The 14,326-nt window shown below is 62.7% G+C and carries 15 protein-coding genes; 3 read left to right on the forward strand and 12 right to left on the reverse strand.

Annotation, left to right across the window (positions count from 1 at the left end; genetic code table 11):
- Window positions 1-170 precede the first annotated feature (170 nt).
- Window positions 171-806, forward strand: coding sequence for a pyrimidine 5'-nucleotidase (locus JW897_RS07980; RefSeq protein ID WP_205465752.1), 636 nt, complete (start codon window positions 171-173; stop codon window positions 804-806).
- 51 nt (window positions 807-857) lie between these two features.
- Here the strand turns inward: JW897_RS07980 and JW897_RS07985 are convergent, their stop codons facing one another.
- The 6 genes from JW897_RS07985 to JW897_RS08010 form a co-directional block, all read right to left on the reverse strand.
- Window positions 858-1,922 (reverse strand): ABC transporter substrate-binding protein, encoded by a 1,065-nt coding sequence (locus JW897_RS07985; protein WP_205465753.1) that lies wholly within the window; start codon window positions 1,920-1,922, stop codon window positions 858-860.
- A 242-nt stretch (window positions 1,923-2,164) separates the two neighbouring features.
- A complete protein-coding gene (locus JW897_RS07990; RefSeq protein ID WP_048413783.1) occupies window positions 2,165-2,959 on the reverse strand; it encodes an ABC transporter permease in 795 nt (264 codons plus the stop codon).
- The gene (locus JW897_RS07995; protein ID WP_205465754.1) at window positions 2,952-3,845 is read right to left on the reverse strand and encodes an ABC transporter permease; all 894 of its coding nucleotides are present in this window, start codon (window positions 3,843-3,845) and stop codon (window positions 2,952-2,954) included. The genes JW897_RS07990 and JW897_RS07995 overlap by 8 nt, the downstream gene beginning before the upstream one ends.
- A 6-nt stretch (window positions 3,846-3,851) precedes the next feature.
- A complete protein-coding gene (locus JW897_RS08000; protein ID WP_205465755.1) occupies window positions 3,852-4,937 on the reverse strand; it encodes an ABC transporter ATP-binding protein in 1,086 nt (361 codons plus the stop codon).
- A gap of 274 nt (window positions 4,938-5,211) precedes the next feature.
- A complete protein-coding gene (locus JW897_RS08005) occupies window positions 5,212-6,267 on the reverse strand; it encodes a PLP-dependent cysteine synthase family protein (RefSeq protein WP_205465756.1) in 1,056 nt (351 codons plus the stop codon).
- A gap of 102 nt (window positions 6,268-6,369) precedes the next feature.
- On the reverse strand, window positions 6,370-6,987 hold the full coding sequence (locus tag JW897_RS08010; RefSeq protein ID WP_205465757.1) for an OmpW/AlkL family protein: 618 nt from the start codon (window positions 6,985-6,987) through the stop codon (window positions 6,370-6,372).
- A 150-nt stretch (window positions 6,988-7,137) separates the two neighbouring features.
- Here JW897_RS08010 and ubiD point away from each other — a divergent pair, with 150 nt between their 5' ends.
- Window positions 7,138-8,613: a 4-hydroxy-3-polyprenylbenzoate decarboxylase gene (gene ubiD, locus JW897_RS08015; protein WP_205465758.1), complete on the forward strand. Its 1,476-nt coding sequence runs from the start codon at window positions 7,138-7,140 to the stop codon at window positions 8,611-8,613.
- A 52-nt stretch (window positions 8,614-8,665) separates the two neighbouring features.
- On the opposite strand, the gene JW897_RS08020 is transcribed toward ubiD, so the two are convergent.
- Window positions 8,666-8,977, reverse strand: coding sequence for a hypothetical protein (locus JW897_RS08020; protein WP_205465759.1), 312 nt, complete (start codon window positions 8,975-8,977; stop codon window positions 8,666-8,668).
- Window positions 8,977-10,587, reverse strand: a complete 1,611-nt coding sequence (locus JW897_RS08025) for a M30 family metallopeptidase (protein WP_205465760.1) — start codon at window positions 10,585-10,587, stop codon at window positions 8,977-8,979. Before JW897_RS08025 ends, JW897_RS08020 begins: the two co-directional genes overlap by 1 nt.
- A 327-nt stretch (window positions 10,588-10,914) precedes the next feature.
- Here JW897_RS08025 and JW897_RS08030 point away from each other — a divergent pair, with 327 nt between their 5' ends.
- Complete coding sequence (locus tag JW897_RS08030) at window positions 10,915-11,271, forward strand: 50S ribosome-binding protein YggL (RefSeq protein ID WP_205465761.1); 357 nt, start codon at window positions 10,915-10,917, stop codon at window positions 11,269-11,271.
- Window positions 11,272-11,348: 77 nt separating this feature from the next.
- Here JW897_RS08030 and JW897_RS08035 read toward each other — a convergent pair whose 3' ends face one another.
- The 4 genes from JW897_RS08035 to aspA all read right to left on the reverse strand — a co-directional run bounded on the left by JW897_RS08035 (window position 11,349) and on the right by aspA (window position 14,257).
- Entirely contained in the window at window positions 11,349-11,948 is a 600-nt protein-coding gene (locus tag JW897_RS08035) for a YdcF family protein (protein WP_019103655.1), read from the reverse strand.
- Between the two features lie 77 nt (window positions 11,949-12,025).
- On the reverse strand, window positions 12,026-12,265 hold the full coding sequence (locus JW897_RS08040; protein WP_048413774.1) for a DUF2164 domain-containing protein: 240 nt from the start codon (window positions 12,263-12,265) through the stop codon (window positions 12,026-12,028).
- 79 nt (window positions 12,266-12,344) lie between these two features.
- Window positions 12,345-12,701, reverse strand: coding sequence for a hypothetical protein (locus JW897_RS08045; protein WP_205465762.1), 357 nt, complete (start codon window positions 12,699-12,701; stop codon window positions 12,345-12,347).
- Window positions 12,702-12,853: 152 nt separating this feature from the next.
- Window positions 12,854-14,257: an aspartate ammonia-lyase gene (gene aspA, locus JW897_RS08050; RefSeq protein WP_048413772.1), complete on the reverse strand. Its 1,404-nt coding sequence runs from the start codon at window positions 14,255-14,257 to the stop codon at window positions 12,854-12,856.
- Window positions 14,258-14,326: the final 69 nt, after the last annotated feature.

Raw genomic sequence — 14,326 nt, forward strand, 5'->3', positions numbered from 1 at the left:
CGTGAAAGATTTTTGACAAAAGAGGCCTCTCGCAAGCTATCCCCATGATTTATATTGAATCATTCATATGAAGAATTTCAGCGTAGCCGCCATGCACTGGTAGGGACTGTCGTTTCCGGACTGAAAAAACGATAATTCCCCTCCTCGTCCGCCCTTCTAGAAGCACAATCATGCGCAACAAAACCTGGATTTTCGACCTGGACGACACGCTGCACCACGCCAGCGGCGGCATCTTCGCCCATATCAGCCACGCGATGTCCGCTTATATGATGAAACATCTGCAAGTGGACGCGGTGGAAGCCCGCTTGCTGCGCGAGCGCTATTGGGCGCAATACGGCGCCACCATGCATGGCCTGGTCACCCACCACGGCATCGACCCTCATGACTTCCTATTGGAAACCCATAAACTGGAAGAACTGGAGCAATGGCTGTTCGCCGAGCACAACCTGGCGGAATCGCTCAGCGCGCTGCCCGGCCGCAAGCTGATCTTCTCCAATGGGCCGCATCATTACGTGCAGGGCATTTTGCAGCGCCTGGCGATAGAGCGGCACTTCCACTCCATCTATGGCGTCGAGCAAGTGGACTACGTGCCCAAGCCTCACGTGGGCGCTTTCCGTAAAGTATTGGCCAGAGAGAAACTGGATCCGCGGCACTGCATCATGGTGGAAGACTCGCTGCCCAATCTGCTGACGGCGAAGAAGCTGGGCATGAAAACGGTCTGGGTCAGCAAGCAGGTGCGGCGCCCCGCCCATGTGGACATTCGCATCGCGTCCATCGGCGATCTGGCGCGCCGGCGCTGGGATTGAGCATAAAAAAAGGCCGGAATCCCGGCCTTTTCCCTATATAGAGTATCTCGCTTACTTCAGCTTGATCTCGGACCACACCTTGTTCAGCTCGCGGCGGTCTTTGGCGTTCAAATCCTTCAGCTGTTGCAGACGCGGCAGTTCGCTGGCGGTCGGGAAGATCGCGTGCACCTTGGTCAGTTCCGGTTTGACGAACTTGCCGGCGGCGGCGTTGGGGTTGCCCGAGCCCATCTCGTTGGTCAGACCGGAGGCGTTCTTGCCGTCCAGCATGAAGTTGATGAACTTGTAGGCCAGGTCCTTGCGCGGCGCGTCCTTCAACACCACGAAGTTGTCCAGCGACAGGGTGTTGCCTTCTTTTTGCAGCGCGAAGTTGACGCCGAACTTGCGGCCGGCCTTCTTGGCGTCCTGTTGCGCCTGGTACATATCGTTGGAGTAGCCGAAGGCGACATAGATGTTGCCCACGGTCAGTTCCTTGATATAGCTCTGGTTGTTGAAGGCGGCCCAGTAAGGCTTGGCCTTCAGGATCACGTCGCGCGCGGCTTTCCAATCCGCCGGATTGGTGGAGTTGGCCGGCTTGCCCAGATACATCAGCGCGGCGGACACCAGTTCGCGCTGGGAATCCAGCACCGTGATCTTGCCCTTGAGCTTGGCCAATACGGCCGGATCGAAGATCAAGGCCCAGCTATTGGCCTTGTCCAGCAAGCCCAGTTCCTTCAGCTTGGTTTCGTTGTAGCCCAGCAGCGTGGTGGTGAAGGCGTAGGGGACCGAGTACTGGTTGCCCTTGTCGAAGAAGCTGTTCAGGTAGCCTGGGTTCAGGTTCTTGAAGTTGGGCAGCTGTTTTTTGTCCAGCGGCTGGGCCTTGCCCTGCTTGATCAGCGCTTCCACCGCGAAGCCGGTCGGCACCACGATGTCGTAACCCTTGGCGCCGGCGGCCAGCTTGGCCAGCATTTCTTCGTTGTCGCCGTAGAAGTCCTGCACCAGCTTGCACTTGCAGTAGGCTTCAAAGCTCTTGGCGGTGCTTTCCGACAGGTAGTTGTTCCAGTTGTAGAGGTGCAGTTCTTCCGCTGCGTACGCCTGAGCAGATACGGCCAGGGCAAGCGTCACCAGGACTTTTTTCATTGCGTTTTTCCTTCTATTCGCACAAGTGCGTTGCGACTACATGAAAAACCGGCCGGCTCCCTTGTTGCCCGGCCGGGGCCCTACTACTTAAACAGGCGCTCAAAGCGTGTTTACGATCTCGCGAGCAAGAGCGAGGCAAGGCGAAAACAGCCGAAGAAGCGGAATGTACAGTTGGTACATGAGCATTCTGAAGCTGCTTTCAACGCCGTATCGCCGACGCGCAGCAAATCGTAAACAGGCTTTCAGCCATTGGCCCGCAGCGCGCTGGGCGACACGCGCGAAGCAATGACGATCAGCACCAGGGTCAACAGCATCAGTAAGCTGGAAACGGCGTTCACTTCCGGCGTCACCGCGATCTTGATCATCGAGTAGATTTCCAGCGGCAGCATGCTGGCGCCGGCGCCGGCGGTGAAGAAGGTGATCACGAAGTCGTCGATGGACAGAGTGAAGGCCATCAGCGCGCCGGCGATGATGCCCGGCTTGATCACCGGCAAGGTGATCAGACGGAAGGCCTGGAACGGCGTGGCCCCCAGATCGCGCGCGGCTTCCACCAGGCTGTCGTCCATGCCCTGCATCCGCGCGCGCACCACGATGGCGACGAAGCCGATGCAGAAGGCGACGTGGGACAGCAGGATGGTGATCATGCCCAGTTCCAGAATGCCGATCAGCTGGTTGACGATGACGAAGAAGATCACCAGCGACACCCCCATCAGCAGTTCCGGAATGGCGATGGGCGTCAGCACCAGGAAGGGCAGCAGGCGCAGCTTGTAACGATGCATGGCGATGCCGGCCAGCGTGCCCAGCACGGTGGCGCAGGCGCTGGCGATGATGCCGATGATCAGCGAGTTGGCCGCCGCGCTCAGCATCTTCTCGTTGTGGAACAGCTTGTCGTACCACTTGAGGGTGAAGCCCACCCACTCGGCGTTGAGCCTGGAATCGTTGAACGAGTACAGCACCACGATCACCAGCGGCAGATAGAGGAAGGCGTAGGTCAGCAAGGCCGACGCCCACAGCCAGCGGGATTGTTTCTTAGCCACGTTTCTTGCCTCCTCTGCCCACCATCGCGCCCAAGGCCGCGATCAGCAGCACGCCGCCGGTCAACATGATGGACAGCACCGAGCCGAACGGCCAGTCGCGGGTGTCCAGGATCTGCTGCTTGATCAGGTTGCCGATCATGATGGAATCGGTGCCGCCCAGGATGTCCGGTATCGCGAACATGCCCAGCGCCGGTATGAACACCAGCGCGGAGCCGGCGAACACGCCCGGCAGCGACAAGGGCCAGGTCACGCGCCAGAAGCGTTGCCAGGCGTTGGCGCCCAAGTCCTGCGCCGCGTCCAGCAGCGACATGTCGTGCTTTTCCAGATTGGCGTACAGCGGCAGCACCATGAAGGGCAGGTGCACATAGACCAGGCCGACGATGACGGCGAAGGGCGTGAACAGCAGCCGCACCGGCTCGAAGCCCAGCGAGGTCACCACCACGTTCAGCATCTTGGTGAACGCCGACTGCGGGCCCAGGATGATCATCCAGGCGTAGATGCGGATCAGGAAGTTGGACCAGAACGGCAGGATCACCAGCAGCAGCATCAGGTCGCGGTATTTCTTGCCGGAACGCGCGATCAGCCAGGCCAGCGGGTAGGCCATCAGCAGACAGGCCACGGTGGTGATCGCCGCGTAGCCGGCGGACTTGATGAACAGCTCGATGTAGAGCGGCTCTTCCACCAGCCGGTAGAAGTTGTCCAGGGTCAGATCCCAGACCAGTTTGCCTTCCTCGAGGTAGTACATCGGCGCCAGACCGCCGTAATCGCCCGGATTGCGGAAAGCCGCCACCACCATGATCAGCGACGGCACCAGGAAAAACAGGATCAGGTAGACCAGCGGCGGCCACGACAGCGCCCACTTGCCGAATCGATCTCGAATCGCCATGCGCGTTTACTCCGTCAGGAAGCTGCCGGCGTCGAAACGCCAGGCCAGTTCCACGATGTCGTTGTCGTCAAAGAACTTGGCGACGCCCGGAATGCTGTTGGGCAGCATCGCCTCCACCATCACGCCCTCGCCCACTTCCACCACGTAGAGCGTGACGTCGCCCAGGTACAGACAGTCGTGGACGCGGCCCTTGAAATAAGCCTCGTCTTCGTGGGCCGGCAAGCTCTTGTCCAGCTTGACCTTTTCCGGCCGCAGCGCCAGCCAGCCGGTCTGCCCTTCGCGCACGTCCGGCACCGCCAGGCAGCGCACTTCGCCGCAGCCTTTCAGATCCACCAGCATGGTGTCGCCGTCCACGCTCTTGACCTTGCCCTCCAGCACATTGCACTGGCCGAGGAAGTCGGCGACGAAACGGTTCTTGGGTTTGCTGTACAGGGTTTCCGGCGCCTCCAGCTGCTCCACCTGGCCATGGCTCATCACCGCGATGCGGTGGCTGAGCGCCAGCGCCTCGCCCTGGTCATGGGTAACGTAGACGAAGGTGATGCCCACTTCTTTTTGCAGCTTGATCAGTTCCAGCTGCATTTCCTCGCGCAGCTTGGCGTCCAGCGCGGACAGCGGCTCGTCCAGCAGCAGCAGCCGCGGACGATCCACCAGCGCGCGGGCGATGGCCACGCGCTGGCGCTGGCCGCCGGACATCTCGTGCGGGTAGCGGTCGCCGAACTGGGTCAGGCGCACGTCTTCCAGCAACTCGTCCACCTGGGCGGCGATCTTGGCCTTGTCCCACTTGGCCATTTTGAGCGGGAAGGCGATGTTCTCGCGCACCGTCATGTGCGGGAACAAGGCGTAGCTTTGAAACACGGTGTGCACCGGACGTTTTTCCGGCTGCACCTGCGACATGTCCTGGCCGTCCAGCAGGATCTGGCCGGCGTCCGGCTGCTCGAAGCCGGCCAGCATGCGCAGCAAGGTGGTCTTGCCGCAACCGGAGGGCCCAAGCAGGGTGAAGAACTCGCCGGCTTCTACCGACAAGCTGACATTGTTGACCGCCGTGTAGTCGCCAAAGCGCTTGACGACATTTTTGATTTCAAGGAGAGCCATTATCTTCCCCGCCCAAGAAAAAGGGCGCCAGTTTAACAAAAAAGATAAAGCTGGGGCCGTTGAAATCCCTTGAAAATTCAAGACCTCAGCGCATTTTTTCCATTGTGCGAACCGGGCGTTCCGGCCAGGCCGGTAAGTTGCTATTTTCTCAGCAGAAAACCGCGCGCCGCCCGGCTGGTTTTCGGTGCGGCGCAACATGGTTCCAATTCAAATAATTGATGCTTTTTGACAACAACTGCCGGCATCTCGCCGTCTACGAGCCGCCAAACGACGCTTACCACTGCCCTTCGTTGAAGAAGCGGCGATAGCGTTCCACCCAGCTCGAGATGTCGAAACCGTTGGCCTGCAGCCAGTCGTGGTTGTAATAGCTGCCCTGGTAGCGGTTGCCGTCGTCGCAGATCAAGGTGACGATGGAGCCGCTGCGGCCCTGGCTGCGCATCTGGCCCACCAGCTCGCAAACGCCGTAGAAGTTGGTGCCGGTGGAACCGCCGCAGCGACGTCCCAGCACTTCCTCCAGGAAGTGGATGGCGGCGTAACTGGCGACATTGGGCACCCGGATCACACTGTCGATGACTGTCGGAATGAAGGAGGGTTCCACTCGAGGCCGGCCGATGCCTTCCACGCCGGAGCCGCCTTCGCAGCGGCAATCCATGCTGCCGGTCTGGAAGCAGTCGTAGAACACCGAGTTTTCCGGGTCCACCACGCAGACCTTGGTCGGCAGTTTCTGGTAGCGCACGTAACGGCCGAAGGTGGCCGAAGTGCCGCCGGTGCCGGCGCCGCAAACGATCCAGTCCGGCACCGGATTGGGCTCGTACGCCATCTGGGTGAAAATGGTGTCGGCGATATTATTGTTGCCACGCCAGTCGGTGGCGCGCTCGGCGTAGGTGAACTGGTCCATGTAATGGCCGTTCAGCTCCTGCGCCAGACGTTTGGATTCGTCGTAGATGGTGGCCGGATCGTCCACCAGGTGGCTGCGGCCGCCGTAGAATTCGATGGCGCGGATCTTTTCCTGCGAGGTGCTCTTGGGCATCACCGCGATGAAGGGCAGGCCCAGCAGCCGGGAAAAATAGGCCTCGGACACCGCGGTGCTGCCGCTGGAGGCCTCAATAATGGTGCTGCCTTCGCGAATCCAGCCGTTGCACAAGCCGTACAGAAACAGCGAGCGCGCCAACCTGTGCTTCAGGCTGCCGGTGGGGTGGGTGGACTCGTCCTTGAAATAAAGCTGTATCTCCGGCGCGCCGGGGATGGGCAGCGGAATCAGATGCGTGTCGCTGGAGCGATTGAAATCGGCCTCGATCTTGCGCACCGCCTGGGCAACCCAATCAGTCATCTTGCTTCTCCAGTGTCGGGAATTTCACAAGCGGCCATTCTAACGCGACAAGCAAGAAAAAAACGCCCCGCGGGGCGTTTTGGATTCAAACCGGCTAGCCGATCAGAACTTGGTGCCGAAGCCGATGCCGAATACCCACGGGTCGATCTTCAGTTCGCCTAGTTTGGCGCCGCCCAGTTGATCCGCGGTCACGTCGGTCTTGATCCAGATTTTCTTGACGTCCAGGTTGACGAACCAGTTCTTGTTGATCGCGTAGTCCGCGCCCAGTTGCAGCGCCGGACCCCAGCTGTTTTTCTTCACGCTCAGGTTGGTCACGCCGCCCACTTTCAGGCCGTCATTGTAGAAGCGGGTGTAGTTGATGCCGGCGCCCACATAGGGACGGAAGGTCGCGTCCGGCATGAAATGGTATTGCAGGGTCAGGGTCGGCGGCAGCACCGATACCTTGCCGACGGAACCGAAGGCATTGGTGGTGACTTCGTGACGGGTGGTGCCCAGAATCAGCTCTGCGCCGATGTTGTTGGTGATCATGTAGGTGAAGTCGACCTCAGGCGCCCAGCTGTCCTTGGCGTCGACGTTCAAACCCGCAACCGCGCCGGAGTTGCTCCAGCTGGCGTCGGGGTTGACGTTGATCACGCGGAAGCGCGCCAGGATGTCGCCTTGGGCGGCGAAGGCGCTAGCGGAAACCAGGCCGATCATGGCGGCGAGAGCGAGCTTTTTCATATTGAGTTCTCCTATCATGTTTGGTCGAATGCAGGCTTGGCGCTTGCCGCCATCGTTGACTTTGACTGCGGGCAGCAGTAGCGTTCGGCGTCCGGTGGCAGATTATCCAAGCGCCTAATATCAAACTTTGCGCCAGATCATGAGACGGTCATGAAATATGCAGATTTAAGGGAGTTTGTCTCCCAATTGGAACAACAAGGCCTGCTGAAACGAATTGCGGCCCCGGTCTCTCCGCACCTGGAGATGACCGAGATCGGCGACAGGGTACTGAAAGCCGGCGGCCCCGCGCTGCTGTTCGAACAGCCAGCCAAGGACGGCAAACGCTTCGATTACCCGGTACTGGCCAATCTGTTCGGCACCCCCGAGCGCGTGGCGCTGGGCATGGGCGCCGCCGATGTGATGCAGTTGCGCGAGATCGGCAAGACCCTGGCCTACCTGAAGGAGCCGGAACCGCCCAAAGGCCTGAAAGACGCCTGGGACAAGTTGCCGCTGTTGAAGCAGCTGCTGTCGATGGCGCCCAAGGAAGTCAGCAAGGCACCGTGCCAGCAAATCGTCTGGGAAGGCGAGGAAGTCGATCTGGAGCGGCTGCCTATCCAGCACTGCTGGCCCGGCGACGTGGCGCCGCTGATCACCTGGGGCCTGACCGTGACCCGCGGCCCCAACAAGAAGCGCCAGAACCTGGGCATCTATCGCCAGCAGTTGATAGGCCGCAACCGCGTCATCATGCGCTGGCTGGCCCATCGCGGCGGCGCGCTGGATTACCGCGAGTTCTGCCAACAACACCCCGGCAAGCCTTACCCGGTGGCGGTGGTGCTGGGCTGCGACCCGGCGACGATCCTGGGCGCGGTGACGCCGGTGCCGGACACCCTGTCCGAATACCAGTTCGCCGGCCTGCTGCGCGGCAGCCGCACCGAGCTGACGAAATGCCTGGGCTCGGACCTGCAAGTGCCGGCGCGCGCCGAAATCGTGCTGGAAGGGCATATCCATCCGAACGACACCGCGATGGAAGGCCCTTACGGCGACCACACCGGCTATTACAACGAGCAGGACCGCTTCCCGGTGCTGACCGTGGACCGCGTCACCATGCGCGAAAACGCGATCTACCACAGCACCTACACCGGCAAGCCGCCGGACGAGCCTGCGGTGCTGGGCGTGGCCTTGAACGAGGTCTTCGTGCCCATCCTGCAAAAGCAGTTTCCGGAAATCGTCGATTTCTACCTGCCGCCGGAAGGCTGCAGCTACCGGATGGCGGTGGTCAGCATCAAGAAGCAATACCCCGGCCACGCCAAGCGGGTGATGATGGGTTGCTGGAGTTTCTTGCGCCAGTTCATGTACACCAAGTTCATCGTGGTGGTGGACGACGACGTCAACACCCGGGACTGGAAAGAGGTGATCTGGGCGATCACCACCCGCATGGACCCGGTGCGCGACACCACCTTGATCGAGCACACGCCTATCGACTACCTAGACTTCGCCAGTCCGGTGTCCGGCCTGGGCGGCAAGATGGGCCTGGACGCCACCAACAAGATGCCCGGCGAAACCAACCGCGAGTGGGGCGTGCCCATCGTGATGGACGAGGCGGTCAAACAGCGCGTAGACGGGATGTGGAGGAATTTGGGCCTGTAGGCCCGGAAGACAAGCGCCTGGCGTCTTGACGACGCCAGGCGATTTTCACGACTCAACGCGGCTCAAGCACTTCCGCCTGCAACAGCACGGCCTCGCGCCCCAGCAGCGGATGAGTCTTGAACGGACCGGCCCGATAGCGGATGCGCGAACCGGTCCGCTTTTTCAAGGCGGCCACTTCCGCGGCCCCCAAGCCCCTGCCGTCGGCGGCGGGCTGGATGACGAAGGTGCCGCCATCCCCCTTCTCCACGCCCAGGCGCACCAGCGGCGGCGCGCCCACGGCGACTAGAGTGCCCTCCTCCCACGGCGACAGCCCCATGGCGCCGACGCCGGCGCAAAGGCCCAGCCACAGCAGCAGCCCGCGCATCACGGCTTGACCAGGATCAGGTGGCTGTTGGCCGGCACCGTCACCCGCGCCAAGCCGCGGGACAGCGGCAGGCTCTGCTTATAAGTTTCCGCCGTGGCCAACGCGCTCCAGCCGATTTCCTGCGCCTGGAACGGCACCGCCGGCAGCAGCAGGCTCTTGCCCTGGGGGAAGTACTGGTTGGCCGGCAAATTCAGCGTCTTGGCCGGGAAACCGTAGCCGCTGGCCGGATTGCCGCCCAGCGCCAGCGTGGTGTTGAGGCGCAGCATCAGACTGCTGTAATCGCCGCCGCCCACCGCGCGCAAGCCGTCGTTCAAGGCCCGCTCGCCGGTATTGCCGCCGGTCACCCACGGCTTCATCACCCCCGCGCCGAACTGGTGCAGCATCTGCATGCCCGTCGCCAGCGCTTTCGGGTAGCAAGTGTAGTTCGACGCCGCCACGCTCCAGCCCTTCAGATTGCAAGCCGGCCGGCGCAGGAAGCTTTCGAAGTCGCCGCCGCGGCGCAGGTCCGGATGGGAATTGGCGTCGCTGCCGCGACCGCCGGTGAAGGTGTCCGCCGACACCAGATAGCCCATGGTCTGGGCCGCCAGCTCGTTTTCCCACACCGTGGGATTGCCGGAGCTAGGCGGCTTGCGCAGGATTTTGTTGTAGGCGTAAAGCACATGCAGGTATTCATGCGCCAGCGTGGACAAGGCCAGGCTGGGGCCGTTGCCCTTCATGGTCCAGTTGCGGCCCGGATCGACCTGGGCGAAGGTGTCCAGGTCCACGAAGGTGGCCAACGCCTGGTTGCTCTTGCCCACCACGTCGCGGCACTCTTGGTCGGCGCCGCACACGGTCGGCGCTGCCGACGCCAGCAAGGCGTTGGTCCAGCGCACATAGCCGAGCAGACGGCCGCCGCCGGCCCGGTTCGGGTCGTTCAACCGGCTCAGCACCAGATGCACGTCCTTGGTGTCGCCGGGCAGGGCCAGCGCGCGCCAGCCCGGATCGATGTCGTCGCCCCAGGGCTCGCTGACCACCGAGGCCTCCAGCGGGTAGACGCTGTTGGCGAAGCGCTCGGCCAGCGCGTCGGCCTGGTCGCTGCCTACGCTGACGTCCAGCTCGTCCTGCGCCCAGACGTAGACCTTGCCGCCGCCGTTGGGCAGGTCGCGCATCGCTTGCAGGCTGGTGGCGCTGTCCTTGTCCATATCGTGCCAGACCCGCTTGTCGCCGATCGCGTAGCTGCTCGCCTGCAGCTTGGCCTGCTCCGCCAGCAGCCGGTGCGAACCGGCGGCCCGCAGCGACAAGGCGCCGGAGCGGGCCGCCGCGCCCACCGCGGCCATCACCGCCCGGCTTTCCGCCTCCAGACGCTCCGCGGCGGCGTCCGAGCCGCCGCGCAGGCCGGAAGCGCCCAGCTTGGCCTGGCTGGAGGTGTCGCCGCTGCTGACGCGCGACACCACCATCTGCCAGCCCGTGCTCAAGGCGGCGCCGCTGATCGACACCGTTTGCGCCAATGCGCCGGTATTGGTGTATTGGTAGGCGGAGCCCGATTGCGCCCTGCCGGCCGAAGCCGGCAAACGGCACGCATTGCCCGAGCACTGCAGCGCCGCCACTTCCGCGCCGTCCGTCGCCAGCATCCTGCCAGATGCCGACGCTCCAACGGCCGTGCCGCCGCTGCTGTTGCCGGCGCTGCCGCCGCCACCTCCGCCGCACGCGCTCAACAGCGCCGAAATCACGGATACCGCCAATATTGTTTTTGTGCTTTTCATCCCTGTAGTCATCCATTTCATGTATTGAGAATGAGAAAAAATACTAATTCCATTCCAATGGCAATGACTACGGCAAATAATTACCTTTTTATATGATATTTGTTTAGTTAGAGTGACAGAAACCTACGCACAGCCGGCGCAGCGCAAAGCCGGCAAGCCTGCTATCATCGCCGGGTCTTTGAATAAGGAGCTGTCATGTCCCTGCGCAACCCCAATTCCCCCCACCGCCTGAGCCGTCTGAAATCCCGCCAACGCAAGAAAATGCGCGTAGGCGAATTCCGCGAGCTGGGCTTCCATCTGATCGCCCTGCTGCACGACGGCGCGGACTCCGAGGCGCTGCTGGACGCCTGGCTGATCCAGGTGGACGAGGCCGGCATCAGCTTCGGCGGCCATTTCGACGGCGCCTGCAAGCTGGAAGGCGTGGCCTTCCCGGTGGGTGAGGTCAAGATCAGCGACGAGCTGCGCCTGCAACTGCTGGCCTGGCTGCAAGCGCGCGCCGAAGTGAAATCGGTGGAAGGCGGCGAACTGATCGATCTGTGGCACAGCCGCTGATCCCTTTCCGTCCGACGTGAAAAAACCGGCTTATCGCCGGTTTTTTTATGCCTGGACGCTTCGAGCCGCGGACGCGGTCAGGACAGCTTGCGGAACACCCGGTAGCCGATATAGAGCCAGGTTTCCCTGGCCAGGAAGCGGGACCAGCTGGACAGGGTGCGGTAGCGGCTGGATTGCGTCGGCGCGGGATAGGCGGTCAGGCCGATGTCGGTGGCCATCAGCACCGAACGGCGCATGTGCAGCGGATCGCTGACCAAGAGGAAGGAGCGAATGCCGAACTGGCTGCTCAGCTCGCGCGCGTTTTCCAGATTCTGCCAGGTGGTGCGCGACTGGTTTTCCGCCAGCATCGCCGTCATCGGCACGCCCTGCTTGGCGGCGAAGTCGCGGCCGACGTCGGCTTCGGACGGATAGCCCGGTTCCGGCGTGCCGCCGGTGAACACGATCCAGCGCACCTTGCCGGACTTGTACAGCTTGACCGCGTGGTTGATGCGCTCGCGGAACACCGGCGACGGGCGCTTGCCCCAGGCCGCCGCCCCCAACACCAGCGCCGCGTCGGCTTGCGGCTCGTTTGCGCTGCCGCCAAAATCGACAATGCTCCAGGCCACGTAGCTGAAGCCCAGCACCACCAGCAAAATCGCCAGCACAAAGCCTTTCAACATCAAACGCAAGTAGAGCATGGGTACCGCAAGTGAAGGGTGGAACGCCGATTGTACCCGCAAACCGCGGGCAAGCGGCAAGGCCGCGCGCGCGGCTTCTACTTCTCCAATTCCCAAATCGCCGCCTGCAAGGACTCCATCCGCGCGGCGAGCGCCAGCTGCGCGTCGTCCAGCGCCTTGTTGTAAATGTCTTTGCCGATTTTGTCGGCGACGAAGTCCAGCAGGAATTGCGCGTCGAACTGCCCCAGCTCGAGACCGAACTGGTCTTGCGCGTACTGTTGCAATTGCGGAGCCAGCGCTTGCAGCTGAGCGGGGGTCAACATCGAATGATTGGCCATGGCGTGCCGCCCTGTGCGATTGAAAGCCGCGATTATGGCGGCTATTCGCCGATGCTGGAAGCGCTTTCCCCGCCGACGGCTAGCCGGACAGCGTCCGCCCCCATCGCAGCAGGCCCGCCCGCCACTGCCGCTGGCCGTCCAATTGCCAGGCCAGCAGCAGGTCGCCGGCCTCGCTGCTCCACAGCGGATGCGCCCGCATCTCGCTGAGCAAGGCCTCCGCGGCCTGGCTGTCGTCGAAACACAGCGCCAGCCAGTCCGCTCTCGCCCGCGTCAGCACGCGGCGCAGCTTGTCCGGCCACGGCGCGGCGCCGCGCCACACCGTGGCGCCGTGAAAACAGCCCGAGCGCAGCCATTGCCGCCGGACGCGCCATTGTTCGGCGCCCAGCGCGCACAGGCCGCGCGGAAACTCCAAGCCCCACCATAGCGCAGCTTGCATCTGTCGCCCTTTCATTGTGCGATGCACAATTTTTTATACCCGCATTCCGCCCTCCCCGCAAGCACGGCCCGCGCCGATAAAAAAACAGGCCGCGCAAGGCGGCCTGATCAAGTTGAAACGCTCACAACGATAAGTCAAACAAGGGAAATCGATTACACGGTCACCCAGCGCGGCCGGGTCAGCTCTTCCGGCTTCAGCAGCAAATCCAGCTGCTCGCGGCTCAGCAAACCTTGCTCCAGCACGATGTCGGCGACGCTGGCGCCGGTGGCGTGCGCCTGGGCCGCCACATTGGTGGCCGCGGCGTAGCCGATGACGGGGTTGAGCGCGGTCACCAGGCCGATGGAGTTCTCCACGCTGGCGTGCAGGCGTTCGCGGTTGGCGGTGATGCCTTTGACGCAGTTGTCGGTCAGCGTGGAACAGGCGGCGGCCAGATGGCCCATGCTGCGGAACAGGCTGTAGGCGATCACCGGCTCGAAGGCGTTCAGTTGCAACTGGCCGGCTTCCGCCGCCATGGTGATGGTGACGTCGTTGCCTATCACCTCGTAAGCCACCTGGCTCACCACTTCCGGAATCACCGGATTGACCTTGCCCGGCATGATGGAGGAGCCGGCCTGGCGCGCCGGCAGATTGATCTCGCCGAAGCCGGCGCGCGGGCCGGACGACAGCAGACGCAAATCGTTACAGCTCTTGGACAGTTTGACCGCGATGCGCTTGAGCACGCCTGACAGTTGCACGAAGGCGCCGCAATCCTGGGTGGCCTCGATCAGATTGGGCGCGGTCAGCAAGGTGTGACCGCTCAGCTCGGACAGGTGCAGGCAGGCCAGGCGCGCGTAATCCGGATGCGCGGTGATGCCGGTGCCGATGGCGGTGGCGCCCAGATTGATCTCCAGCATCAGCGCGCTGGCTTCCATCAAGCGCTGCTCGTCTTCCTGCAGCATCACCGCGTAAGTCATGAACTCCTGGCCCAGCGTCATCGGCACCGCGTCCTGCAGCTGGGTGCGCCCCATCTTCAGGTAGTCCTTGAACTCGTCGGCCTTGGCGGCGAAAGCCTCGCGCAGCGTCGCCATCCGGGTCAGCAGCTTGTTGGCGCCCCAGAACGCCGCCAGCCGCAAGGCGGTCGGGTAAACGTCGTTGGTGCTCTGGCACAGATTGACGTGTTCGTTGGGGTGCAGATGCTGGTACTCGCCCTTGGCGTGGCCCATCAGCTCCAGCGCGCGGTTGGCGATCACCTCGTTGGCGTTCATATTGGTCGAGGTGCCGGCCCCGCCCTGGATCGCATCCACCACGAACTGCTCATGCCAGCGGCCGGCGCGGATTTCCTCGCAGGCGGCGATGATGGCCTGGGCGATCGGCGCCGGCAGCAAGCCCAGATCGCGGTTGGCCTGAGCGGCCGCCTGCTTGATGCAGGCCAGCGCGCGGATCAGGTCGCCGTAAGCGGCGATGCTCTGGCCGGTGATGGGGAAATTCTCGACTGCGCGCAAGGTGTGCACGCCCCAGTAAACGTCGGCGGGCACTTCACGATCGCCTAACAGATCATGTTCTATGCGGGTCGTCATGGATGCTTCTCCTGGTACGGATGGCGCCACGCGCTCGCGTGGCTTGAAGCAGCGCACTCTATGCCATGC

The sequence above is a fragment of the Chromobacterium alkanivorans genome (assembly GCF_016937655.1).
GTDB classification, from domain to species: domain Bacteria; phylum Pseudomonadota; class Gammaproteobacteria; order Burkholderiales; family Chromobacteriaceae; genus Chromobacterium; species Chromobacterium alkanivorans.